General features: G+C 56.3%; 20 protein-coding genes, 1 tRNA gene and 1 pseudogene. 14 read left to right on the top strand and 8 right to left on the bottom strand.

Going from position 1 to position 23,795, the window contains the following annotated elements; all coding sequences use genetic code 11:
* Window positions 1–8 precede the first annotated feature (8 nt).
* The 3 genes from QPK31_RS16595 to QPK31_RS16585 form a co-directional block, all read right to left on the bottom strand.
* Complete coding sequence (locus QPK31_RS16595) at window positions 9–596, bottom strand: TerD family protein (RefSeq protein ID WP_290424019.1); 588 nt, start codon at window positions 594–596, stop codon at window positions 9–11.
* A 61-nt stretch (window positions 597–657) separates the two neighbouring features.
* Entirely contained in the window at window positions 658–1,785 is a 1,128-nt protein-coding gene (locus tag QPK31_RS16590) for a toxic anion resistance protein (protein WP_290424018.1), read from the bottom strand.
* A 113-nt stretch (window positions 1,786–1,898) separates the two neighbouring features.
* The gene (locus tag QPK31_RS16585; RefSeq protein ID WP_290424017.1) at window positions 1,899–2,432 is read right to left on the bottom strand and encodes a DUF2058 domain-containing protein; all 534 of its coding nucleotides are present in this window, start codon (window positions 2,430–2,432) and stop codon (window positions 1,899–1,901) included.
* A gap of 287 nt (window positions 2,433–2,719) precedes the next feature.
* Between QPK31_RS16585 and uvsE the strand changes: the two genes are divergently transcribed.
* The 4 genes from uvsE to QPK31_RS16565 all read left to right on the top strand — a co-directional run bounded on the left by uvsE (window position 2,720) and on the right by QPK31_RS16565 (window position 6,472).
* A complete protein-coding gene (gene uvsE / locus QPK31_RS16580; protein ID WP_290424016.1) occupies window positions 2,720–3,607 on the top strand; it encodes a UV DNA damage repair endonuclease UvsE in 888 nt (295 codons plus the stop codon).
* Window positions 3,608–3,830: 223 nt separating this feature from the next.
* Window positions 3,831–4,472 (top strand): choice-of-anchor J family PEP-CTERM protein, encoded by a 642-nt coding sequence (locus tag QPK31_RS16575; RefSeq protein WP_290424015.1) that lies wholly within the window; start codon window positions 3,831–3,833, stop codon window positions 4,470–4,472.
* Window positions 4,473–4,556: 84 nt separating this feature from the next.
* Entirely contained in the window at window positions 4,557–4,982 is a 426-nt protein-coding gene (locus tag QPK31_RS16570) for a post-PEP-CTERM-1 domain-containing protein (RefSeq protein ID WP_290424014.1), read from the top strand.
* Window positions 4,983–4,984: 2 nt separating this feature from the next.
* A complete protein-coding gene (locus QPK31_RS16565; RefSeq protein ID WP_290424013.1) occupies window positions 4,985–6,472 on the top strand; it encodes a PA domain-containing protein in 1,488 nt (495 codons plus the stop codon).
* Between the two features lie 88 nt (window positions 6,473–6,560).
* Here QPK31_RS16565 and QPK31_RS16560 read toward each other — a convergent pair whose 3' ends face one another.
* On the bottom strand, window positions 6,561–7,421 hold the full coding sequence (locus tag QPK31_RS16560) for a class I SAM-dependent methyltransferase (RefSeq protein ID WP_290424012.1): 861 nt from the start codon (window positions 7,419–7,421) through the stop codon (window positions 6,561–6,563).
* 105 nt (window positions 7,422–7,526) lie between these two features.
* On the opposite strand from QPK31_RS16560, the gene QPK31_RS16555 reads away from it, so the two are divergent.
* From QPK31_RS16555 to QPK31_RS16540, 4 genes are all read left to right on the top strand, one after another.
* The gene (locus QPK31_RS16555; protein ID WP_290424011.1) at window positions 7,527–8,522 is read left to right on the top strand and encodes an AraC family transcriptional regulator; all 996 of its coding nucleotides are present in this window, start codon (window positions 7,527–7,529) and stop codon (window positions 8,520–8,522) included.
* A gap of 60 nt (window positions 8,523–8,582) precedes the next feature.
* Window positions 8,583–8,658 (top strand) — tRNA-Phe (locus QPK31_RS16550).
* Between the two features lie 368 nt (window positions 8,659–9,026).
* On the top strand, window positions 9,027–9,854 hold the full coding sequence (locus QPK31_RS16545; RefSeq protein WP_290424010.1) for a hypothetical protein: 828 nt from the start codon (window positions 9,027–9,029) through the stop codon (window positions 9,852–9,854).
* Window positions 9,854–10,699, top strand: coding sequence for a hypothetical protein (locus tag QPK31_RS16540; RefSeq protein WP_290424009.1), 846 nt, complete (start codon window positions 9,854–9,856; stop codon window positions 10,697–10,699). Before QPK31_RS16545 ends, QPK31_RS16540 begins: the two co-directional genes overlap by 1 nt.
* A gap of 178 nt (window positions 10,700–10,877) precedes the next feature.
* Here QPK31_RS16540 and QPK31_RS16535 read toward each other — a convergent pair whose 3' ends face one another.
* The 4 genes and pseudogenes from QPK31_RS16535 to QPK31_RS16520 all read right to left on the bottom strand — a co-directional run bounded on the left by QPK31_RS16535 (window position 10,878) and on the right by QPK31_RS16520 (window position 17,721).
* A complete protein-coding gene (locus tag QPK31_RS16535) occupies window positions 10,878–12,812 on the bottom strand; it encodes an AAA family ATPase (protein WP_290424008.1) in 1,935 nt (644 codons plus the stop codon).
* A 910-nt stretch (window positions 12,813–13,722) separates the two neighbouring features.
* Window positions 13,723–15,106 (bottom strand): annotated as a pseudogene (locus QPK31_RS16530) (N-6 DNA methylase); the annotation flags it as partial.
* Between the two features lie 24 nt (window positions 15,107–15,130).
* A complete protein-coding gene (gene hsdR / locus QPK31_RS16525) occupies window positions 15,131–17,512 on the bottom strand; it encodes an EcoAI/FtnUII family type I restriction enzme subunit R (protein WP_290424007.1) in 2,382 nt (793 codons plus the stop codon).
* Window positions 17,513–17,523: 11 nt separating this feature from the next.
* Complete coding sequence (locus tag QPK31_RS16520; protein ID WP_290424048.1) at window positions 17,524–17,721, bottom strand: helix-turn-helix domain-containing protein; 198 nt, start codon at window positions 17,719–17,721, stop codon at window positions 17,524–17,526.
* A gap of 260 nt (window positions 17,722–17,981) precedes the next feature.
* Between QPK31_RS16520 and QPK31_RS16515 the strand changes: the two genes are divergently transcribed.
* From QPK31_RS16515 to QPK31_RS16490, 6 genes are all read left to right on the top strand, one after another.
* Entirely contained in the window at window positions 17,982–18,143 is a 162-nt protein-coding gene (locus QPK31_RS16515; RefSeq protein WP_290424006.1) for a hypothetical protein, read from the top strand.
* A 93-nt stretch (window positions 18,144–18,236) separates the two neighbouring features.
* The gene (locus QPK31_RS16510) at window positions 18,237–18,815 is read left to right on the top strand and encodes a hypothetical protein (protein ID WP_290424005.1); all 579 of its coding nucleotides are present in this window, start codon (window positions 18,237–18,239) and stop codon (window positions 18,813–18,815) included.
* A 434-nt stretch (window positions 18,816–19,249) separates the two neighbouring features.
* On the top strand, window positions 19,250–20,416 hold the full coding sequence (locus QPK31_RS16505; protein ID WP_290424004.1) for a hypothetical protein: 1,167 nt from the start codon (window positions 19,250–19,252) through the stop codon (window positions 20,414–20,416).
* Window positions 20,417–20,429: 13 nt separating this feature from the next.
* Window positions 20,430–21,167, top strand: a complete 738-nt coding sequence (locus QPK31_RS16500; protein ID WP_290424003.1) for a hypothetical protein — start codon at window positions 20,430–20,432, stop codon at window positions 21,165–21,167.
* A 260-nt stretch (window positions 21,168–21,427) separates the two neighbouring features.
* Entirely contained in the window at window positions 21,428–21,721 is a 294-nt protein-coding gene (locus tag QPK31_RS16495) for a hypothetical protein (RefSeq protein ID WP_290424002.1), read from the top strand.
* A 659-nt stretch (window positions 21,722–22,380) separates the two neighbouring features.
* On the top strand, window positions 22,381–23,562 hold the full coding sequence (locus QPK31_RS16490) for a site-specific integrase (RefSeq protein ID WP_290424001.1): 1,182 nt from the start codon (window positions 22,381–22,383) through the stop codon (window positions 23,560–23,562).
* Window positions 23,563–23,795: the final 233 nt, after the last annotated feature.

Here is a 23,795-nt window from a genome sequence, read left to right as displayed (position 1 = left end):
GGCCCGTCTCAGACGGTGCCGCCGAGCTTGCGGATGAAGGTGGCCAGGTTCAGCTTGAAGCCGGCACCGACCGCGTGGAAGCGCCATTCGCCGTCGCGGCGGTACAGCGAGCCGAACTGCAGCGCGGTCTTGTCCGAGTAGTCTTCGGTCAGGTCGTATTGCGCGATCGCTTCGCCGGTCTCGTCGTTGTAGATCTTCACGTAGGCGCCGGAGACGCGGCCGAAGTTCTGCTTGCGCACCTCGGCGTCGTGGATGGTGACCACGATCGGCATTTCCATGACCGCCGGATCGACGCGGGCCAGGTCGACGGTGATGACTTCATCGTCGCCATCCCGGTCGCCGGTGCGGTTGTCGCCCGAGTGCACCACCGCGCCATCGGGCGAGGTGGTGTGGTTGTAATAGACGAAGTGGGCGTTGCTGATCATGACCGGATCGTCGTTCGCGTCCTTGCGGCACAGGAAGACCGAGGAGTCGAGATCGAAGGCCTGGCCGTCGGCCGCGTTGACCTTCCAGCCCAGACCGATACGAACGCGCTTCAGGCCGGGCGCCGTTTTTTCGAGGTTGATGCGATGGCCGGTTTCGAGCGTCGTCGACATGAAGGTTCCTTGTATGGTGAAATGAATATTGTCGCCCGCTTGCACGAGCGGAGCAACTTGCTTACGCCCCGCCCGGCGAGAAGCGCGCGATCAGCTCGCGCTCGAGTTCCTGCAGCTTCGGCAGCTCGTCCTTGCGGCGCTGCTGGCCTTCGTTCGAAATCTGTTCCAGCTTGTCGAACGCGGTGATCAATTGCGTCTGCACGTGCTGGGCGGTTTCCAGGCTGACCAGGGAACGCTGCTTGGCGCGGGCCACGGTCTCGGTATTTTCCAGCAGCATGTCGGCCTGGGCGCGGAAGGCCGCGTCGGTGGCGTCGTAGGCCGCGTTCGCCACGGCCGCGCTCTGCTTGGCTTCGAGTTGCAGCAGGTAGAGCGAAAACACGTTGCGCCAGGCCGGAATCGACACATTCACGATGTCGGTGAAGGTGTCGGTCAGGGCGCGCGCATTGTCTTGCGACAGGCGGATCTGCGGCACCATCTGGGTGGCCATCAGCATGGCGCGGCGCAGGTCGTCGATGCGCTTTTCCAGCCGCTCCAGGCGGCGCTTCAGTTCGGTGGCCTGCTGGGCTTCGAAGGCGTTGGTCGGCGCGGCTTGCTGGGCCACCGCCTGGCGCAGGCGCTCGGCCCAGGCTTCGCCCTTCTTCACGTCGGCGTCCAGGCCCTGGTAATAGGTTTCCAGGCCCTTGTACATCTCGTCGAAATCCTGGATACGCTTGCGGTGCACGTTGGCGTGGCGCGTCATCTCGCCAACCAGGGTGTCCATCCGCGATTCGACCACCTGGTACTGCGACAGCATCTTTTCCTTCACCGAGCCGAACATGTTCGTCACGCGCGACAGCAGGCCGCCCGAGCGCAGCTTGGCCGGGTCCAGGCCCTTCGAGGTGGCGATCAGTTCGTTCAGCTGGGTGCCGAACACGTCCGCATCCGAGGCGCGCACGGTGCCGAGCAGCTTGGCCGACACCCTGGCCACGCCGGCGCCGGTGGAGCCGCCCAGGGCCTCGATGGCCTTGTCGTCGATGCCGGAGATGTCGACCCGCACCTGCGGCGCCACGTTCGCCTCCGGACGCAAGGCCGGCAATGCGCCTGTCGTGCCGGCAGGATCGAACAGCGGCGGCAGCGAGGGCGCGGGAGCGGCGGTGGGCGCCGGCGGCACGGCGTTCGCTTCTTCGTCGGAGGAGAACAGCGGTTTCATGACTTTCCTTCAGGTTGAAGTGACAACATGAATAGCTTACCACCGGAAAAACACGCTGCGCGAGTTTCAGTAGAGCAAATGCAAAGTCTGCCCTCCTGCCCGCCTGGCGGCGCTTACCACATCAGGTCGTCTGGAATCTGGTAAGCCGCGTACGGATCGTCCGGATCGACCTCGGCCGCCTTCTTCACCTGCACCACCAGCGAGGCATCGCGCTGGGCGATCTTTTCGCCGATCACGCGCGGCACCAGTTCGGTGGCGTCGCCCAGGCGCACGATCACCAGGCGCCCGGCCATCAGGTGTTCCTGCACCTTGGCGGACACGTGGATGCGCTCGATCTTGCTGTTGTGCGTGAAGTTGTAGGCGATGTCGCCGTTGCCCTTGCCCTGGCGGTTCTTCTGCACCAGGTCGAGGATCTGCGCCATGATCGCCTTCTGCAGGGCGGCCGCGTCGCGCTGGGCGTTCATTTCGCGCGCACGTTCGGCATTCTTGCGCTGCAGCTCGGCCGCCGCCAGCTTGGCTTCGTCCACGCTCTGCGTGCCGTGCCGGCGGTCGATCTTTTCCTGCTTGCTCTTTTCCTGTTGAACCTGCTTGGCCTTGCCCTTGTTGACCAGGCCGGCTTTTAAAAATTGGTCTTGCAACGATGCCATGTGTGGCGCTCCATCAATCAATGTCCGGCCATCTGCGGCGCGGGATCATCCGCTAGCATAGCAAATTACAGGCCTCTTCCAGAGGGGAGCCTGGCGGCCCCGGCCTCCTCCGACACCAACGCCCAGGCTGACGGTAGACACTGCGTCATTGACGCAACACGTGCCTTCACGATGAGACGCGCGCCGCGTCGCCGGACGCTGCCAGGCAGGCGTGCCCATCCGCAACCGCGCTCTCGCCGGCCGACCGAACGCCTATACTGGTTTCAACGTCATCCTGCGAGAAACCTATGGCTCCCCACCTCGGCCTGGTATGCATTACCGCATCAAAAGAGGTCCGATACCGGACCGTCACCCGCAAGCGCCTGCTCGAACAATCGCTCGATGGGCAACGCAAGATTCTGGAAGATATTTTCCGCGATAACATCCAGACCTTCGACAACGCCATGCGCTATTGCCAGAAGGCAGGCATCGCCCTTTACCGCCTGCCCTCCTCGATCTTCCCGTTTTCCGACGAGCCGATCGGGCGCGAAATCCTGGAAACCCTGGCGCCGATCCTGGCGCGCTCGGGCGAACGCGCCACCGCCGCCGGCATCCGCCTGGTGATGCACCCCGACCAGTTCGTGGTGCTGAGTTCGGATTCGCCGGCGGTGGTGGAAAACAGCGTCAAGATCCTGCAGATGCACGCCGACATCATGGACTTGCTGAAGCAGCCGCGCTCGCCCTGGGCGATCCTGGAAATCCACGGCGGCAAGTCGGACCGGGCCGATGCCCTGGTGGCGGCGATCGGGCGCCTGCCGGATGCCATCCGCACCCGCCTGGCGCTGGAAAACGACGAGTATTCGTACAGCGCCGAGGAAATTTATGCGATCTGCAAGCGCGCCAGCGTGCCGATGGTGTTCGATGCCCACCACCACATCGTGCACGAAAAGCTCGACAGCTACGAGCACCCGAGCGTAGCCGAGATGCTGGCCAAGGCGCGCGAAACCTGGCCCGACCCGGCGCACCAGCTGGTGCACATCTCGAACGGGCGCGAAGGCTTCAACGACCGCCAGCATGCCGACCTGATCGCCACCATGCCCTCCTCGTATGCCGGCGCGCCCTGGATCGAGATCGAGGCCAAGTCGAAGGAAGAAGCCATCGATGGCTTGCGCGACTGGGTCAGTGCACTGGCTTAGGATGTAAGACCACTCCCACAGCCTGTCGAGAATTTTGACAGGTTGATGACATGTTTTTTCGTATTGGTAATTTTTCCTTTCGAAAACAATGACATGGCTGAGTGGCACGCAATATGCATACGCCTCCAGCGTCGACGGAATGCTTCCGTTGCCAAGCTGGGGGTTGCGCCGAAGCCGCTATCTCGACGCCGCCCCACTGTTCACCACTTTGGAGGCGCACTACATGATGAAGAAAGCACTGCTCGTTCTGGCATTCTCAGGCGTCGCGGCATCGGCCCAGGCCGGCGCATTGATCAACGAAGGGTTCGACAATCTCGGCGACCTCGCCGGCAAGGGCTGGGTCATCGACAACGCCGGCACGCCCGGCGGCTCGACGCCCGCCTGGTACCAGGGCGACCAAAGCATCTTCCCGGCCCAGGAAGGCGCAGCCAACAGCTACCTCGCTTCCAACTACAACAACGCCCCCGTCGGCGGCGAACTCTCCAGCTGGCTGATCACCCCCGAATTCTCCACCGCGATGAACGTGATCGTGTCGTTCTGGCTGCGCGCCGACGCCCTCGCCGGCTACAGCGACCAGATCGCCTTCGGCTTCAGCAACGGCAGCACCTCGCTGACCGATTTCACCCTGGAACCGGCCTTTACCGTCCCGACCGGCGAATGGACCCTGTACAAGGCCCACATCGGCCCGCAGGGCGCCGACTCGACCGCGCGCTTCGCGCTGCAGTACACCGGTCCGGCCGACGCCGCCAACTACGTCGGCGTCGACACCCTGGCCGTGAACGCGGTGCCGGAACCGGCCTCGATGCTCATCCTCGCCGGCGGCCTGGCTGCGCTGACGGCTGCGCGCCGCCGTCGCAGCAACTGAAGCGGCAGTACTTTTCTTGCGGGCTGGCGTCCAACACACACGGCCCTTCGTCGTTCTGGAACACATCGCTACCAGGAGATCGTCATGTCACAGAAAGTAACGTCCCGCCTGCGCCTGTCGTGCGCCGCCGGGCTCGGCCTCGCCCTCATGGGCCTGGCAAGCCTGCCGGCCGCCGCGCAGCAAGCCGCGCCCGCCCCATCGAACGATAACCTGACCGTCGTGCGCGATGCCGAGACCGGCAAGCTGCGCGCCCCGACCGCCGCCGAATCGGAGACCCTGAGGCAGTCCGGCAAGGCCAGCGCCATGCGCAAGGCGCCGGAAGCCACCCTGCAGAAGTTCAACGCGAACGGCGCCGCCGGCGTGCGCCTGACCGACGAGATGATCAGCGCCTCGGTCGTGGTGCGCAAACCCGACGGCTCGCTCGAAAGCCAGTGCTTCGATTCCCACGGCGCCGCCGACAGTGCCGCCGCGGCCGGCCACGTCCACACCCTCACCCCGGTCACGGAGTAACCATGCGCCCAGTTCACCACTCGCGTCATCTCTCCCGCTCGCTCATCGCCGCCGCCGCCCTGCTCGCCTGCGCGGCCAGCCAGGCAGCCACCATCAACATCCAGAGCCGCGACCCGGCCGGCGTCGGCTTCAACGACACCACGCCGGTGGCGCCGGTCGGCGGCAACCCGGGCACCACGCTCGGCCAGCAGCGCCTGAACGTCTACCGCTACGTCGCCGACATCTGGGAACGCAACCTGCAAAGCAATGTCACGATCACCGTCAGCGCCGGCTGGGAAGCCCTGACCTGCAGCTCGAGCTCGGCCGTCCTCGGCAGCGCCGGCGCCTGGAATATCTGGCGCGATTTCCCGGGTTCCGTGGCGGGCACCTGGTATCCGCAGGCGCTGGCCAACAAGCTGGCCGGCGAGAACCTGAGCGCCGGCAATCCGGATGACGGCAGCGGCTACGGCAACGTCGACATCAAGACCCAGTTCAACATCAACCTCGGTAAACCAGGCTGCCTGGACGGCAGCGGCTTCTACCTGGGCCTGGACGGCAATGCCGGCAGCCAGGTGAACTTCGCCACCACCCTGCTGCACGAACTGGGCCACGGCCTGGGCTTCTCGGTGCTGACGGTCCAGACCTCCACCGGCAACCGCCTGAACGCAAACGGTTCGGCCTATGTGGCCACCGGCGGCGTGCCGAGCATCTGGGAACGCCACATGTTCGACAACACCCAGGGCAGGACCTGGCTGGCCATGACCGCGGCCCAGCGCCGCGCCTCGGCCATCAACCCGCTGCAGCTGGCGTGGATCGGCCCGAACGCGGTGGCCGGCGCCTCGATCCTGCGCCCGATCCCGGTCCTGAAAACCTCGTCGCCCGCATCGAGCGGCAACCTGCAGATGGACTTCAACGCCTCGCCATTCGGCGTCGTGCCGCCCGCCGGCACGCTCGGCGCGCTGACCACGATCGCCACCCAGAGCGGCGAACTCGGCCCGGGCTGCAGTCCGTTCGACAACGCGAATGCGGCTGCGGTGCGCGGCAAGGTGCCGATCATCAGCCGTGGCGGCTGCACCTTCGCCATCAAGGTCAAGAATGCGCAGGATGCGGGCGCGGTTGGCGTGGTGCTGGCGAATAACATCCCCGGCGCACTGCTGCCGGGCGGCACCGACGGTTCGATCACGATTCCATCCTTCGGTGTCAGCCAGGCCGATGGCGTGGCGCTGATCGCGGCGGTGGCCGCGGCCAAGGGCTACGGCACGCGCGGCCAGCCGGGACAGGTCACGGCCGTGCTGGGTTCGGACCCGACCCGCATCGCCGGCGCCGACCGTCTCGGCCGTCCGTTGCTGTACACGCCGAATCCGCTGGTCAGCGGCTCGTCGGTCTCGCACTGGGACGTGACGGCTTCGCCGAACCTGCTGATGGAGCCGAACATCAACGCCGACCTCACCAACATCCTGGTGCCGCCGAAGGACCTGACGCTGCCGCTGCTGAAGGACATGGGCTGGTAAGCGTTTTTCCAGCCAGGTAAGGAGTGGGTGGCCGGCTGATGCCGGCCACCTTTTTTTGCGCGCGTGCCGAGTGCTTAGTGCTGGGTGCTTATTCGCTGCGCTTGACGATCACCGCTTCCAGGTATTCGGACGGTACCACCAGCGAGGCGCCGCCCGCGCTGTTCGCGCCGTGCAGCATGCCGGTGATGTCGGCTTCCAGCGCCGCCTGGCCGGGCCCGTCGAGCGCGGCAAAGGCTTTCTGCACCGGGCCGTAGTAATCCTTGAACACCTGCAGCCAGTGGCCCGTCGACGCATAGCGGAACACGAACTGGCGCCGCACGATGCGGATCGCGGCCGCCTGGGCGCCGAACAGCTCGCGCAGGTACTCCTCGGTGCCCCACATGGCCGGCGAACGCAGCCCGGCGGGCGGCGGCACGTACTTGCCGATGGTCTTGAACAGCTGGCCGACCAGGCCGTCGGGCGTCCAGCTCGCCAGGCCGATGCGCCCGCCGGGACGCACCACGCGCAGCAGCTCGCTCGACGACTTCATGTGGTCGGGCGTGAACATCACGCCGAACGTGGACAGCGCCACGTCGAACGCGCTGTCGGCGAACGGCAGGTTCTCGGCATCGGCGACACGGAAATCGATCTTCAGGCCTTCGGCCTCGGCGCGCGCGCGGCCCTTGTCCAGCAGCGCCGGCACATAGTCGGTCGAGGTGACGCGGGCGAAACGGTGGGCCGCGGCCAGGCTGGCGTTGCCGTTGCCTGCAGCCACGTCGAGCACGGTTTCGCCGGCGTGGATATCGGCCGCCTCGGCCAGGGTCTCGCCGACGATCTGCAAGGTCACGCCGATGACGGCGAAGTCGCCGCTGGCCCAGGTGGCCTGCTGGCGGTGCTTGATGGCGGAAAAGTCCGGCTGGGCGCCGCGCGCCTGGGCTACGGTTGAAGTCGATTGCGTCCGTTTGTCCATGGTGTCATGCTCCGTTTTCGACATTGAGAAAAACCAGTATCGCGCGTCGGCCGTGGCAGGTGCTTGCTCCAGCGTCGCCCCGGTTTGCCCGCGCGTCCGGAACCGATGGGAATCGATACCCTGTCCGATGTGCTGCGCTCGGTCCGCCTGCGCGGCGCGGTGTTCTATCAGCTCAGTTTGCCGGCGAACTGGGCGGTGGAAGCCCCGCCCCTGCGCGACCTGGCCGGCCTGCTCTTCCCCGACGCCGAGCACGTGATGGAATACCACGTGCTCACGCGCGGCAGCGGCTGGGCCACGGTGGCCGGCCTGGCGCCGGTGCGCCTGCAGCCGGGCGACACCATCATCCTGCCGCACGGCGACGGCCACGTGCTCTCCAGCGACCCGTCGCAGCAGCCGGCGCGCATCGACCCGGCCTGGGTCGCCGCGACCCGCGACGCGCCGAAGCCGATCCCGATCGTGTTCCACTCGCAGTACGAGATCACCTGGGGCGAGCCGGCGCAGAACGGCGAAAACCAGCTCACCTGCGGCTTCCTCAGCTGCGACCGCCACCCCTTCAACCCGCTGCTCGGCGCCCTGCCGCGCCTGCTGCATTTGCCCGCCAGCGGCGCCAGCGCACGCACCGACCTGGCCGCGCTGGCCGCGCGCGTGGAACAGAACCAGCCCGGCGCCGCGGCGCTGCTGGAACGCGCCAGCGAAACGATGTTCATCGATGCCCTGCGCCGTTACCTGGAACACCTGCCGGCCGGCAGCACCGGCTGGCTGGCGGGACTGCGCGACCCGCAGCTGGGCCGGGCGCTGACGCTGATCCACCGCACCCCGGCGCGGCCCTGGACCATCGACGACCTGGCGCGCGCCGCCGGCCTGTCGCGCTCGGTGTTCTGCGCGCGCTTCCTGCGCCTGCTGGGCCAGCCGCCGATGCAATACCTGGCGCGCTGGCGCATGGAGGCGGCGGCCGGGCTGTTGCGCTCGAGCCGGGCGCCGGTGGCGTCGGTTGCGCTGGACGTAGGGTACGAGTCGGAGGCGGCATTTGCGCGGGCCTTCAAGCGCGAAGTGGGGACGTCGCCGGCGCGCTGGCGGCGCGAACATGTGGCGATGGGATGATGCTTTTGGCGTGAAGAAATTATGGACTTGCGGCTAGTTCGTGCTAAAATTCGCCGCCTTGGCCTGGTAGCTCAGTTGGTAGAGCAGAGGATTGAAAATCCTTGTGTCGGTGGTTCGATTCCGCCCCGGGCCACCAAGAACATCCCAAGCAAAACGCCAACCCATGCAGGTTGGCGTTTTTGTTTCTCAGGTTCGCAGTCCTTGCGTCCGGTCCATTTCCGGTGTGCCTCGTGTGGCGATATCGCCCGGACGGCGATCGACGATCTGGTACGAGATCGGGCGGCCGCAGGCCTGTTAGAAGGTTGTACGAATAGCTGCCGCCACCCAGGCCGTCGCTGCTGTCGCGCCAGTCGCCGGTCACCTGGCCGGGCTTGAGGCCGACCAGCTTGAGCTCACACCGATACCCCTTGGGCGCCGATTCCTGACTGGCGTATAAATTCTTGTGGACGCATACACTTCGTCAACGGTACCCTTGTGGACAAAAATGCGAGAAGACCACCTAACATGATAACAATCCTAACCTCTGACTCTTATCGCGGCTTTTCTGCACACTTGGGGGAACTCTTAGCGGGCGCAAGCGCCGCCGCTCAACCAATTTTCGTCGGCCGTGTAGTTTGGCCTGATTGCGATGAAGCCGAAGACGTCGTCGTTAAGCTCTACGAAACTAGTAGTTGTGGGGTAGCAAACGAAACGATCGGTTACATGGTAAACGCTCTCCGAGGGGTTCGGCAACCAAAAAAATGTGGCGTACTACTTCTGTCTAAACACGAACTTCCGGACCTAAAAAACGATCTCAGTGATTATATCGATCCGGTTACCGGGCTCGCTGCTTGCTGGATTACGTCTTTTGAAGCAAGTTCCCGACCTTTTCGATATATCCGAAGACTGTCTAGTTTTTCGAAAAAGCAAAGTGAGACGTTCTACAGTAGTCCGTTCTGCATTCGTTTGACCACCGTTGACCATGTAACAGGCAACAATGATAGGCACGAGACAAATTTCTTATACGAAGATGACCTGAAATATTTAGCAATAGATCAGGGATGCGTTGGAGGCGGAAAGTATTGGCATACCTCTTGGCCGGAGCAAAATGTTAGGAATGAGTTGTCATTGCTTGCACAGGGTAATCTTAACGGCTCTAGACTTGCTGCCTGGCGAGCAGCTGCGATCATGGAGTACGAAAAAGCGCAGAATGACTGGATTGGCATCTTGGCCGAAATCTCATCAATATTACCAGGCTTGCTTGTTTCAGACGAAATCGATTGCATCATTGGGTATATGAAAGAGCGCGCAACAGGACCCACGTTTGCAACTAGTTGCGAAAGGCTAATTTAATGAATTTTCTGGAACTTGTGAAACGAGCGACACCATCAGCAGAGCCGCTATTAACTGGTGAGTGGGCAACTATCGCATTTCGTCCTGACCTAGGTAGCCAACAAGAATTCATTGTAGGGGTAGCCGCTGCAATAAATGGCGATGTGGAACCGCATTTAAGTTGGCTTCCTTCTCTCTCTAAGCTAAGTCACCTGTACGGTGATGCCATAACCGCTTCAGATACCCGTGAACTCTTCGACGGCTCTGAGATAGCGATTCGCTCTACGTTTCAAAATGCGCTACAGTCACTCGATAGCGGCAGCCCTCATCTGCGAATCATTCCTTGTGGCTACCTAGCCACTCATGACGTCAGTATGGAATTGACGACCCTACTAAAGCGACAAGCGGGGGCAATTTGGGCTGATGTTCAGCACAGAGAAAGTCCAATGGACGACGATTGGGCATACGCGACAATGATCCGGACAATAAAATCCATCCAAAATAATCCAAATCCCTTTATTCCCGGACGTTCTATCACTATAGCGAATAAAAGTCTACAGATCGGCCTCACTAATGGTCGAAGTTACGGGAATATTGTGTCCGCGAGGTATGCATCCTTCTCGACAGTGCACACTCATATTCACTCGTCTATGCTTCAGGTCAACATTGCCCATAGACTTTCTCGTCTGCAGACCCAACCCGCACTCTTTGTCGTACTTCCGGAGGCAACGACCTCGACAGAAATCGTGACGACAAGGAAGACATTGGAGCTGCTAAACGAAATAGAGTCTGCCGGAGTAACTCCATTTTACGACCAGGACCCTTCAGCAGTGGCGTTGAAAATTCAAAATTGGGCCTCGACGTAGGCAAGCGGGGGATGAAATGCGACACCGCGGGCTTATGCTCGAAAAGCCTTGCGTCGGTGGTTCGATTCCGCCCCGGGCGACTAAGGAGATCCCTTACTGAGCGCCAACTCATGTAGGTTGGCGTTTTTGTTTCCGGAACATGCACCCCTCCGGTCCGGTACACTCCCGCCACCTTGGCCTACGTTGTCTGGCTCGTCAAATCGGATATCGCCACAGTATTACATTTCAATCTAATCAAATCGAACATTGGGCGAAATACTTCAAAACAAGCCGCATCTAAGCTCGGGACGATATCTTTAGCAAACTTAACCTTGTATTTGTCCCCCTTAAAGCTAATGTTTCCCGTTTTTTCATCCGTACGAAACCAGTCAGCAAGCCCGTCTACACCCCAAAAGAGATGCTCAATGCCAAGATACGGATTGGGTCTGATTTTTTCATTTGGATTCGTTTCATCCCAAACTTGGGCTTTAAGTGCGTTGTCAGGCACGGGTAAGAGAAATGCATGAGCATTTTTCCCCGGCAGCTTTCTGCAAAGCCCTTGACTGATATCTGTAATTTGATGTTCGCCCCCCAAACTTCGCCAGTCGTCATAGGCATCATCGAAGTCAAACAATGCAAAGAACTGCTTGTCAGGGTACGTTTTAAATATTTCGTTTCTGGATAACAGTATCTTGATGAAGCCTCGGTCAAAGGCGTCTTGAATCAGAATCGGAATGTCCTCCTGGGGATAAAGCTTCCTAAACGCCGCATTCAAAATACTTACATCAGATGGACCTTCAACAAACAAAATTGGACGTTGCGACGAACGTATTACATTATCGATAAGGAGCTTGCTCTCATCTTCAGAGTATTGAATAAAACTATCTGAGAGCTCATGTATTATTTCTTTTTTTGTTCGTTTAGAACAAGAGACGATAGAATTTTCAATTTTAAAGAAGCTGATTCGCTGCTCGGCCAATGGAAGCAAAGTCGCAGCACTGTGGCTACTCATCAGAACGTGATTGTTCGTATGAGTGGTGTCGGTAATCCCAAAGACTTGACGTAAAAAATCAAATTGCCACTCTGGGTGAAGGAATGCATCGGGTTCATCAAGTAATACTAGACAATTACGATCTTTGAAAAGTTCAACTATGGAATAAATGTAAACCGACTGAAACTGACCGTCGCTAAAATGGCCGACGTTTCCTTCCAAACCAGAAGTAAGTCGAAGTGGCACAGAAATGGCATCCAACATTCCTAACGTTTTCAAGTTGTCGAACTGGCGAAAAAGCTCCTGCCATTTTTCGGCGAATATCCCTTGCAGTTTGACGATTGACAGATAAAGAACGTAGCGATCCTCATTCGGAAGGTAACCTTCCGTGACCGTTAAATCCTTTGTATTACTCCAACCGCAACTACCAAGAATGTCGAGAAAGTCTTTTGTTATACCGATTGGCCGCCAATACCGAGATTCACTCTCCAAGGGATCAACATCATATTTTTCCTTTTCGCTACCTCGTGCATAATCGGGCCGTTTCAAATCGATTTTAAGTACCGACTCTGATGCTTCCTCAGTGCCAGGTTTAGCAATACCAAGTCTTTCTATCCCAAGCTTTTGGCGAATGAACGTGTGTGCCCTTCCGTCTTCTGGCTGCACCAGCAGTATCGCCAACAGAAGCGCCTTATATTCCTGCCCGATGCCGATGAAGCGACGGGAATCTTCCAAATCCGCAGCCTTAATACGGTTGCGAAATTTAGCTTCATAGTCCCCAACCAAATCGGACACCGTATTGTTGTGCCCAGAATAATAGATGAGTACATTGTCTGGGAACGGTGTCTGCCCCAGTGTCTTACGGTCTTCGTCCTTGTTTATACGTAACCTGTCAGCCTTCCATTCGATTTCGGTATCTTGTCCGTTAATTTCATAATTTAGGCGATAATCGAATGCAATTTCGTTCGTGGGAAGTCCCAGTTGATCAAGATGGCGAAATATCTCAATCAGTGCCTCGAACAGATTCGACTTCCCGCTGCCGTTCTTTCCTACGAAAACATCTATGAAACTCGCTGCATCGAGGCTGAGCGTGAAATCCTTTAGATTCTTGTATTGACTTACATAAACTGATTTTAATCGCATGTTGCCTCACCAACCTGCGCGAGCAACGCATTCAACAATGCAGTTTGAACATTAGTTGCAGATATCATCTGCTGTTCTAGAGTGTCACATATGGCCATAAGGAGATCGATTTTCTCGACGATTCGCAATTGCTCCTTTAATGGTGGCAGTGGGTGAACGCTATTATTTGCATCTTCAGTGCCTAAGCGTGGCATTTTTACACCATACATCAATGAATTGACGTGCAAAAGAAATGCTGGACGTTTCAGCAACCATCTTAGGAATTTTCCATCAACTACATCGTATGGCACAATGGGGACAATTTCTGTTGTGCAGACACCGTCCTCTTCCGCTAATAAAACCTTATCTAAATAAGGTCGCAACTTTCCGTAGAGAACGTCGCCTCGCTTAAATGTCGATTTTGTCGATTTTGACTGCCTTTCCGCATAGCAAGCTCTGTATAAAAGTTTTGACGTCGATTTTTCAATGTCCTCCAAATCCAATAACCAGGTCTCGGGCTCAATATCTTCAGGATTAATGTTATCCCGCCCGTTATATGCAGCGATCTCGCCAAGTCGTACCCATTTCCAGCTGTGAGGCAGAGGATTTAGGGATTCCTCGGCTGCGATAGGCAAGAATGGCTTGAGAGGTTTGGCTTTGCCTGCCTTTACTTGTCGCGCTCGCGCAGATCTAATCTTTTCCAGCATTTCCTCCGCTGGCTGGTCAAGCGCATCTTGCAACACTAGCTTACCTTGCATAGCCAACGTGAGTATCAGTTCACGCAATTTTCTAATTCCATCGGGCGCTGCAAAGGATGTGTCGAAATGCCGCTCTAGCAAAGATTTCTCCCGACCTGAAACTGCTGTTATAAGATTGACTTTCAGTTGGCCGTACGTATCTCGCACCCGGCCAGCTGCATCTTCATAATCCACTCGTAAGTCATCAGGATCGCCGTGATCCACCGACTCCATGTGCGGATTCTTGCCAGCCAAATCGAGATTATAATTTTTCGCCGCGATATCCTCTACAGAAACCTTCCATGCATGTTTTGTGTTTTTTCGCCCATGACGCTTAGCCCCTCCCCACCATGACTTCTCCAACGAAAACTCATCAATTGTGAGTGGTTTAGAACGTGAGTAGCTCTTGTACCCATCAGGATATGGGTGCTCGAAAAACCAGACGTCTTTTGTAGGCGTGCCCTTCTCAAAAAACAAAATGTTTGTTGAAATGCTGGTGTAAGGAGCGAAAACTCCTCTTGGGAGACGAACGATTGTGTGCAAGTTGAATTCTTCTAACAACTCACGCTTAAGCGTAGTTTTGGCCCCCTCGCCAAACAGGAACCCATCAGGAAGTACCACTGCAGCACGCCCGGTGTCATGTTTGAGTAGATGCATGATCAATGCCATGAACAGGTCGGCGGTTTCGCGAGTCTGATACTTGCGCGGGAAGTTGTTCTCAATCCCGTCTTCTTCCATGCCTCCAAATGGCGGATTAGTCAGAATGATGTCAACGCGGTCTTTTGGCCCATAATCCTTTAGCGGACGACTCAAAGTGTTATCGTGCCGGACGTTACTAGGTACATCGATGCCATGCAACATGAGGTTGGTCATAGCTAGCATATGCGGCAACGGTTTCTTTTCCACCCCATGGATACAGTCTTGCAATATTGTACGGTCCGCAGCTGTTCTGACTTGTGCCTTCATATACTCTATCGAGCAAGTAAGAAAACCGCCCGTACCACAGGCCGGGTCAAGAACGCTCTCTCCAAGTCGCGGGTTAAGAATGTCTACCATGAACTGGGTGACCGCACGTGGAGTGTAGTACTCGCCAGCATTACCTGCCGACTGCAGATCCGCAAGTATTTTTTCGTAAATGTCGTTGAACAAATGTCGATCTGAAGATGAGTTGAAATCGACATCACCTTCAATCGCGTTGATCACCTGCCGCAACAGAGTTCCAGATTTCATATAGTTGTAAGCATCCTCAAATACAGAGCCAACAACCTTTCCTCTTGCAGACACACCAGCGGTAGTTGCGAGTTTCTTAAGTGAGGGAAAAAGCTCATTGTTTACAAATTCAATAAGTTCGTCCCCGGTAATTCCCTCAGCGTTCTTAGCCCAATTACACCAGCGAAAACGGCTCTGCAATGGCGACTTGTAACCAGAGATGGTGAGTTGCCATTCCTGCTCTTTATCGTCAAAGATTTTTAGGAATAGCAGCCAGACGATCTGGCTGATCCGCTGGGCGTCGCCATCAACGCCGACGTCTTTGCGCATGATGTCTTGAATTGTTTTTATCAGGGTACCGATAGACATAAACGAAATTCCAATAAGTGATTGTTACGCGCGATAGAGCGCTAGTTCAAGTTCGTGCACTGCATGCTGGTACTGATCCAGCCCGCCAAAAGCTCGAATAATTTCAATAGGGGTACCAAAGCTGGTGAACGGCGCGATGGTAAGAATTTGTGTGTCCTCAATCGAGCCAACGCCCTCGTCTGAATATTTTTGGAGCAATGCCTGCAACACACGCTGTGCCTGCTCGCCGTAGCGGGTGAAGTAGTCGCGCTTTGTGACCTGTTCGGCACGCTCTTTGCGCGTAAGCGGCGGTCGCCCCCAAGCTACATGGCAAACCAAATCGAAGGGGTCGAATTCTTTGTCAGACTGGCGACCTATTTCTTCAGCCAGAGCCTCAAAGAAAATCCCTTCATTTGCCAATTCGTCGATGATGGCTTGCTTTTTTTCAGTATCGTTCCAGCGTCGCAGAAAATCATCCATGGAGCGGAATTCTTTGGCAATAGCTTTACGTGTGTAATCCTTGAGTGATTCGGTAATCAATTTACCGTTGGCATCGAAGTACTGCACCCGCTCGGATGCAACGTTAACTTCGACATTAGCAACGACATAACGGCGAATGCGACTTCCAGCTTCGCCCGGGCCGGACTCGGCGACGCCCAACCACGGCGATTCTCCCGTCAGCGGATAGGTGACCCCATCGTCGGTCTGTGGACTTGCGTCATTATCGGGCGGCACTGGCGATTGATCGCCCTTGGGCTCATAAATTAATACCGGATCGCCGTCGAATTCCGGGTCGGCGAATAGTTCGGTTGCCTTCTTAAAATCGATGATGGTGAAATAGTACTTATCGTAGTCCTCATTGATGCGCGTGCCCCGACCGACAATCTGTTTGAATTCGGTCATTGACTGGATGCGCTGATCCAGGACGATCAGCTTGCATGTTTGGGCATCCACACCCGTGGTCATCAATTTCGAGGTGGTAGCGATGACCGGGTACTTTGATTCCGGGAAGATAAAGTTATCGAGTTCGGCTTTGCCTTCTTCGTTATCGCCGGTGATTCGCATGATGTACTTGTAATTCTGGGCGACAAGATCTGCATTTTCATTTGAAAGCGCCTGCCGCATCCGTTCTGCGTGATCGATGTTGTCGCAGAAAACAATGGTTTTATCGAAGCGATTGGTTTGCCTGAGGAAATCGCTAATTTTCTTCGCGACTAACTCCGTGCGCTTTTCCAGGACAAGGCTTCTATCAAAATCACGCTGGTTATAGATGCGATCTTCAATTTCGTTGCCGTTCTTATCTACCATGCCCTTGTCGGGGCGCCAGCCGGTCAAGTCTTTATCTAGATCAATGCGTACGACCTTATATGGCGCGAGAAATCCGTCGTCGATGCCCTGGCGCAAAGAGTAGGTGTATATGGGCACGCCAAAGTAATCGATATTTGAAACTTCTTTGGTTTCTCGTGGTGTGGCAGTCAGGCCGATCTGAGTCGCAGTAGAAAAATATTCAAGAATTTCACGCCACGCGGAATCGGCTGCGGCGCTGCCGCGATGGCATTCGTCGATTACGATCAGGTCAAAAAAATCTCGGCTGAACTGCTTGTAAATGTTGCTTTCCTCGGCTGTGCCAGTGACTGCTTGGTACAGAGAAAGGTAAATCTCATACGACTTATTAGCCTGCCGCCTCTGGATTTTGGTCATAGCCGATCCAAACGGCTTGAAATCGTTGGTCATGGTCTGATCGACCAGGATGTTGCGATCAGCCAGAAACAGAATGCGTTTTTTCGCTTTTGACTTCCACAACCGCCAAATTATCTGGAATGCGGTGTATGTCTTGCCCGTTCCAGTGGCCATCACCAGCAGGATGCGATTCTGCCCCTTAGCAATGGCTTCGATGGTTTTGTTGATCGCGAGCAATTGGTAATAGCGCGGAGTTTTATTGCTGCCATCACTGTAGTAATCCTGAGAAACCAGCTCGCACTGTGCAGTACTTAGGCCAAGGTGTTCTGACCACCATCGCCATAGCGTCTCAGGGCCAGGGATCTCGTGAAGTGCCAACTCGCGTTCGATGATGCCATCTTTGGCGATTTTGTTGTGAAAAAGAAACCCATCTCCATTACTGCTGAAAACGAAAGGCACTTGCAGCATCTCGGCATAACCAAGACCCTGTTGCATACCATCGCCAAGCGAATGCTTATTATCCTTAGCCTCTATAATCGCGATCGGCATATTGGGCTTGTGGAACAAAACGTAGTCGGCACGCTTGTTTTGTGCGCGAGTGTGCAACTTGCCGCGGACAATGATTCGTCCTTTGGTAATTGAAAACTCTTCACGTACTTGAGTCGCGACATCCCACCCTGCTCGCTCCAGTGCTGGTGTAATGAATTTGGTGCAAATGTCACGCTCACTCAGCTGGCGTTTGTCCATTGAGATATCTTTCAATTAATGTCTCGACTTCCGCTCTCAGCCGCACCACCTGACCGAACCCATTCGTCGACTTCCTCAGTCTTGAACTTCCAGAGGCGACCAATGCGATGTGCAGGCATATTCCGCTTGCTTATCCACGCATACACGGTGTCCTTGCTGACCCCGAGGTACTCGCCGATCTCTTCTACAGACAACCACCGACTGCCCATGACGTCGCCCTTTAAAGTGCATGATATTTCAACCAGTACCATAGTCGCACATTTTTTGCCACATGTAAATCCTGTTTTGCAGGATTAGTATTGGACAGAGCCGGTTTAGTAGGATTAGAGCTGACATATTGGTATACGCAGAGCCCGACATCGACGAAAATCTCACGCATATATGATTTCTATGGTCACACCCGACCAAAGCTGGAACTTCTACAAGCCTTTGGGCTTTTCGTTTAGTCGCAAAAAAGGAAAAATCAACAATGATTGACATCACGGCAAACCCGACCTGGCAGTGGTCAAGCAAGAACGCCAACACAGGTTCAATCACTACGCAAACCCATAACGCAAGCGCAATCGTTATCAAACAAGCTTTGCTGCCGCGTAGCCTCGACTTGGCTTTCTCGCTCAAGTACCGGCGCTAACTCGCCAGCAACATCGCAAAATGTGCATCCCCATTACCGCAAGGTCATGGGGATTTTTGCTTTCTGAACCAGCGAAATACAAAAGGAGATCAAATGTTAAGGACAAACCCAACCGACACATCATCGACGAGCAGCGAATCATCGACGAGCAGCGACGCGAGCACGCCAGAAGCAGTAGACACGCAATCATTCTGGCTGCTCAAGGAAGGCGCGGCCTCTAAGCTGGGGGCACGGGCCGAAGGCAGCATCAGCTACAACGTGCTCGCTGACAATAAGCGCCAAAACCTTTTCATCGCCGTAACCGGCAACAAGGGCGGCGGCTACTTTAGCAAAGAGCGCGTGGACATCACCAAGATCGAAGAGTGCTTGGACACATCCACATCCGCCAAGCCTTTTCCATCGAATACATTCAGGGAAGCGTTCGTTGGTCGCAGCAGCAATAACGCTGGATTCCTAGTTGCCGTGCTACGCCACGAAGGATTGTTAGCGGCAGCGCCTGGAATCGAATCGCAGCATGTTCAATCTGGAGATTGGACTGCATGGAAAAAAACGATGCTCGCCCAACCCGGACAGCTGATCGAGGTCGGCAGCAAGGACTCCGAAAAAAAGTCGCGTGAAACTGAGCCGGTTCCGGAACACAAGAAAACGATGTCGCTTCCGCGCAAAAAATAGCGCCACGTGCCATTACGACGGTCACCAACCTATCTACTTACACTTCGGCTTCGCTGGCGAGCAAGCGCATCTCGCACAGACGACATGGCGCAATGTGGCCTTGGTCGCAGAAGTGAACAGCTAAACGCCAAAGCCCATCCAGACTGTAATGCCATCAACCAATCAGAACGCCCGAAGCTCCGTGACGGATCTTAGGGCGTTTTCACTTCAATTTACTAGCCAGAGGATTCAATTATGTCCAGCCGTCCGTCGTATCCAATCCTAACTTGGTCGCGCAATAACAGGCGACGATGTGTCGCGGATGAGCCACCGATTCGCTTTCATTGGCCAACAAGTACTGGCTTGATGGTGCGCTTGTCAACTTGGTTTGGCCGCATCCCTCTTCGCCCCGTTCACGAACAAGACGAGTGACATTCCACCTCTGAAAACGGAACATGAAACCAACATTTCAAAACTTCACTATCATCGTAAACTGGCAGATCAAAGGATTCGGATGTGCCAAGGTCTGCTCCTACTGCAACTGGCGCGATTCACCACAATTGCCGCACGGCGGTCAAAACCCCAAAGACATTTCAACCTTCATCGCGAAATGTGATAAATCGTTTATCACGATTAGCGGCGGTGCGGACCCACTGTACAAATTTGAGGAATACGGTCCGCAATTGCTCGCGATGATCCAGACCATCAAAGAGCAAGGATTCAAGGTCCGCATCATCACCCGGGAAATTCAGCACGTCGCCAAGCTGAAGGGAATCGTGGACTACATCTCGATTTCACTGGACCCCGATGTGCTGACCGAGATCGAACGCTATCAGCAAGAATGGATGGGGATTGACATCGACTACTCGTTGGTCCTGCCGCCCCTACCGACGGCAGCCCTCGTCAGGCTAAAACCCCAGTATTTAGCCCTTTCCGGCCAACTGGGCAAACGCCTTGTGCTACGGGAAAACCTCAACAGCATTTTCCCGCTCGACTTCAGCAAGTTGACCTTCGGGCACAGTGGCATAGTGTTCGTCGCCAAGGCACTGTGCCTTGCAAGCCGATACCTGACGACCGTCGATTGCGTCGGATACGACCTCGTACAAGACGGTGAGCGCCTCGCCAACTACGTCATGAACGAGCGGCGCCTACATTTGTTTGGCGGCTTCGTTAAGCATCTGATCAATCCATGTGTACATCCCGAGTATTCCGATATTGACATGATCGCGCTAGATGCAGACGTGATGCGAATTCTTGAGGGTGAATTTGCCTACACCTTCAAGGACGTATCGAAGTCGGCGACTAGCTACCCGCGCTACTTCCTCGGCAAGTCGACTCGTTCCGGAAAAACAATCCAGCTGATCTTGATGAACACGCCAGCCGACGCGGCGAAATTTATCGCTGGCGCGCAATACGACGTCGATAGGGTCACTTTCAGTAACGGGCATTTTAACTTTGACAGCATCGTCGGCGAACAGGCCATCAGGCATGCCATCAACACCAAGCAGGCACATCTGCTTGACGATGATCGGGACGTCAGCCTGTTCAACGTCAATCGCCCCCTCGTGGAACAGCGCCACAAAATCAAGCTGCTGCGCAGGGGGTTCACCATTAACGATTAGAGGAAAACATACTATGCAAGCCACACTTTTTATCAGCGCCGAAGCAATGACAACTGTCAACGCCATCAAGGACCTCGACTACTACAGCCGCGTATCCTTAAGCGACGAACCCGAAACCGACCTGACGACCGCCCCAGGCTACTTCATCAACACCAACGCGCTCCATATTGCCGAGCTGCCTGCCGGTGCCGAAGTGGCGATTCACCTCACGCCAGTTGATCAAGCGACATACCGTCAGCATGTCTCAATGCCAGCCAATTTGCGAGGCGTCATATTTTCTGGCGCCCCGAATCTGCCCCCCGACTATGCGGAAGTCATTTCATATTGGTCGCCGCTAGTGCCGACCATGCATCACCGCTCGGCCGTGTACTTTCAGAACGAAATGAATTCTTACTGCGTCCACCTGGTCGATCCCGATGACGCAGGTGAAACCTGTGTCGTGGGCGATGCCGATCACGCCGGGGATTTCCTCATCAGCGACGGCCTCGTCGTCACCATTACGGGACTGGCAGCGATGGTCGCAGATCTGAAGCCCGACCTCTTCGTCTCGTTAAGCATCCCGATCAATCTAAGCATGCTGGGCATCGAGCTTGAGGGATATCGGTCAACCGACGGATACGCCACCGATCCGGCCCCACAGATCGAAACGCTGTACTTGCGCATTGCCGACATCTTGGCGTCGCCTGACCCAAAGCACATTGCAATTTCGGCAATCAGAACTGAGCTATCGGACTACGGGTACACCTACTAGTCACACTTCCGCAATCCCTACCAGTTTGCGTTTGCGCCACCTTGCGAAGCAAGGTCTTCCCTCCCGCCACGAGCACGCTTCCTGAACAACGTCCCAAACGCGTAGGCCCGAACTAAATACGCACAGCCGCATTCGGTTACCCCAAAGAGCATGGTGCCGTATCGCGAAGCAATATCCCCAAGCCTGAAGAACCTCCACCCCGCACTGTGCTGAGCCGGCGTAGGAGCTCGCCATTTCTACTCACCTTTAAAGGATTTTCTATGAACCAACCCACAAGCAATGCCATGCTGTTTCCTTTGGGCGATCTCGTCGCCACGCCCGGCGCGCTCAGTGTCCTCGAAAAAAATGGCGTCGTGCCAATGCGACTGATCTCCCGGCACATGGAAGGAGACTGGGGCGATGTGCCGCCCGATGATGTCGTTGCTAACACCGATGCCCTGCGCATTCATGCGCGGCTGCTATCGAGCTACGCATTTCCGGACGGCGCGCGTATTTGGATCATTACCGAGGCCGATCGCTCGGCCACTACACTGCTACTGCCAGAGGAATATTGACCTGACAGCCGCCGATAATACGGTCAAGCTTTTGAGCGCGGCACACAATGCCGCAGCGAACTTTAATGCCAGGTCAATCGGCGTAACTTCCTTGACTGGCACACTGCTGCCGAAAAAATCCCCCTCTTCTCCCCCTGCAATGATCTTGTTCGATCCGAGTCAGGGGGAGAAGAGGTAGAAAATTTCATTAGCAGTACGAGGTTGACGCCGCCGTTTTCCCCTGACTGGCCCGCAATAGGCCGGACAAACCTCAACGTTTGGCATCACATACCAGGCACTTTTCAATCAACCAGGCAGTGCAAGGCCTGATAGGACGGTCACCCCGCCAGTCCTGCCCAGTTCAAGGGACTAACAAGACCAGTGCCGCCATGGGTTTTATGGTTTCTCCCTGACGTGAGCCGACGCCTTGCTAGTCGCGCAGAGGTAACGCCTCCCGCGTCGCCGCCGCCGCCGCGTGCGGTTCCATCGAGATTTCTAAAAACCAGCTCAAGGAAAAGTTTGAACAAGATAATAGGGGACTTGCATCGCGCAGGCCCTCCTTGAGGCAACAGCCTCGATCCAACTTCGTCCTGAATCTTGGACACCATCCCCCAGTCGAGTCATCGCCATGTCAGGCCTGTGCCTGCTCGGCTCCATTTCCCATGTTCAAAGGAGAACGAATGAAACTCACCAACCGCGCCATTGAAGCACTGTCAGGCCCTGCACCTGGCGCATCTGCAAAGTCTAAGGAAGTAAGCGATTCTGAAGTTACCGGGCTGCGGATCATTTGCAGCGCGGGTACGGCACGTCGGAAGTTCTTCTACTTTCACTACACGATTCACGGCCAGCGCAAGAAAGCCAAAATCGGCGAGTTCCCTGCCATCGGCATCCAGGAGGCACGGCAGCAGGCCCTCGAATGGCGAGCCGCAGTTGATCGCGGCGTCGATCCAATGGACCAGCGTGACCGTGTTCGACAGATGCCCACTGTTAGCCAATACGCCACGGACGAGTATCTGCCCTACGCCAAGCAGCACAAGGTCAGTTGGGATATGGACGAGTCCAAATTGCGGTTGCATATTCTGCCGAAGTTCGGGCCGCGCCGCTTGTGCGATATCTCGACCCGGGATGTGCAAATGTACATTGCACAGATCAAAGCATCGCGCAGCCCGGCCACTGCCAATCGTCACCTGGCTTTGCTCTCCAAAATGTTCAAAATGGCGATAACCTGGGAACGCATCGACCGGAACCCTTGCGTCGGCGTCGCAAAATTCCGCGAGCCTCAGGGTCGGACAGAAACTCTATCGTCAGAAGACCTTCAAAAAATGTTGAAGGCAATGGAAAGCGAGCCCAATATTCAGGCAGTTGCCGCACTAAAGCTGCTTTTGCTAACCGGTACTCGGCGTGAGGAGGCGCTTCAGGCTCGGTGGGACGACATCGACCTCGACAAGGCACTCTGGTTTCTTCCGAAAACCAAGAATGGCAAGACACGCCATGTGATGCTGAATATGGAAGCCGTGTCACTCTTGCGTTCCCACGTACGTCTGCCCGGTGTTCCCTGGGTCTTCCCCGGTCGGGACCCGGCACGTCCACTGAATAACCCTCGCAAGGCCTTCACGCGCATCTTAAATGCCGCGGGCCTGCCCTACTTGCGAGTGCACTCATTACGCCACCTCTTCGCTTCATTTGCGGTATCGTCCGGCGTCAGTCTCTTTCAGGTGCAACATCTGCTCGGCCATGCTTCACCGAGCACTACCCAGCGCTATGCCCACCTCGCCAACGATGTACTAAGGCAGGCGTCGGCGTCGGTTTCAAGCATTTTTACCAAAGCAAAACCCGGGGATGACGGCAAGATGGCAGCATAGTGCGGGCGGTTGGCTTGCCAGCGTCTTTTCCAGTCAAATACTTGCGATCCCGCTTCCTCTTCGAGATGGACTGCGGGATTTTTTTTGGCTGCGTAAACATCATCACAGCATCGCGCCCACATAGATCACGCGCGCGCGCCAGCAATCTTGCTGCAGCGCCGATATCTGGGCGCGACTCCGAACGAGGTTCCTGCCGACTTTTGAACAAGATAATAGGGGACTTTTTCAAGCCT

This window comes from Massilia sp. YIM B02769 (assembly GCF_030411995.1).
In the GTDB taxonomy this organism is placed as follows: domain Bacteria; phylum Pseudomonadota; class Gammaproteobacteria; order Burkholderiales; family Burkholderiaceae_D; genus Telluria.
The sequence above is the reverse complement of the archived record's forward strand: the minus strand, read 5'-3'. Positions and strand labels throughout refer to the sequence as shown.

Excerpts from the sequence above, each read along its gene's own strand:
- QPK31_RS16595 (WP_290424019.1), bottom strand. The coding sequence starts at position 596 with ATGTCGACGACGCTCGAAACCGGCCATCGCATCAACCTCGAAAAAACG.
- QPK31_RS16590 (WP_290424018.1), bottom strand. The coding sequence starts at position 1,785 with ATGAAACCGCTGTTCTCCTCCGACGAAGAAGCGAACGCCGTGCCGCCG.
- QPK31_RS16585 (WP_290424017.1), bottom strand. The coding sequence starts at position 2,432 with ATGGCATCGTTGCAAGACCAATTTTTAAAAGCCGGCCTGGTCAACAAG.
- uvsE (WP_290424016.1), top strand. The coding sequence starts at position 2,720 with ATGGCTCCCCACCTCGGCCTGGTATGCATTACCGCATCAAAAGAGGTC.
- QPK31_RS16575 (WP_290424015.1), top strand. The coding sequence starts at position 3,831 with ATGATGAAGAAAGCACTGCTCGTTCTGGCATTCTCAGGCGTCGCGGCA.
- QPK31_RS16570 (WP_290424014.1), top strand. The coding sequence starts at position 4,557 with ATGTCACAGAAAGTAACGTCCCGCCTGCGCCTGTCGTGCGCCGCCGGG.
- QPK31_RS16565 (WP_290424013.1), top strand. The coding sequence starts at position 4,985 with ATGCGCCCAGTTCACCACTCGCGTCATCTCTCCCGCTCGCTCATCGCC.
- QPK31_RS16560 (WP_290424012.1), bottom strand. The coding sequence starts at position 7,421 with ATGGACAAACGGACGCAATCGACTTCAACCGTAGCCCAGGCGCGCGGC.
- QPK31_RS16555 (WP_290424011.1), top strand. The coding sequence starts at position 7,527 with ATGGGAATCGATACCCTGTCCGATGTGCTGCGCTCGGTCCGCCTGCGC.
- QPK31_RS16545 (WP_290424010.1), top strand. The coding sequence starts at position 9,027 with ATGATAACAATCCTAACCTCTGACTCTTATCGCGGCTTTTCTGCACAC.
- QPK31_RS16540 (WP_290424009.1), top strand. The coding sequence starts at position 9,854 with ATGAATTTTCTGGAACTTGTGAAACGAGCGACACCATCAGCAGAGCCG.
- QPK31_RS16535 (WP_290424008.1), bottom strand. The coding sequence starts at position 12,812 with ATGCGATTAAAATCAGTTTATGTAAGTCAATACAAGAATCTAAAGGAT.
- hsdR (WP_290424007.1), bottom strand. The coding sequence starts at position 17,512 with ATGGACAAACGCCAGCTGAGTGAGCGTGACATTTGCACCAAATTCATT.
- QPK31_RS16520 (WP_290424048.1), bottom strand. The coding sequence starts at position 17,721 with ATGGGCAGTCGGTGGTTGTCTGTAGAAGAGATCGGCGAGTACCTCGGG.
- QPK31_RS16515 (WP_290424006.1), top strand. The coding sequence starts at position 17,982 with ATGATTGACATCACGGCAAACCCGACCTGGCAGTGGTCAAGCAAGAAC.
- QPK31_RS16510 (WP_290424005.1), top strand. The coding sequence starts at position 18,237 with ATGTTAAGGACAAACCCAACCGACACATCATCGACGAGCAGCGAATCA.
- QPK31_RS16505 (WP_290424004.1), top strand. The coding sequence starts at position 19,250 with ATGAAACCAACATTTCAAAACTTCACTATCATCGTAAACTGGCAGATC.
- QPK31_RS16500 (WP_290424003.1), top strand. The coding sequence starts at position 20,430 with ATGCAAGCCACACTTTTTATCAGCGCCGAAGCAATGACAACTGTCAAC.
- QPK31_RS16495 (WP_290424002.1), top strand. The coding sequence starts at position 21,428 with ATGAACCAACCCACAAGCAATGCCATGCTGTTTCCTTTGGGCGATCTC.
- QPK31_RS16490 (WP_290424001.1), top strand. The coding sequence starts at position 22,381 with ATGAAACTCACCAACCGCGCCATTGAAGCACTGTCAGGCCCTGCACCT.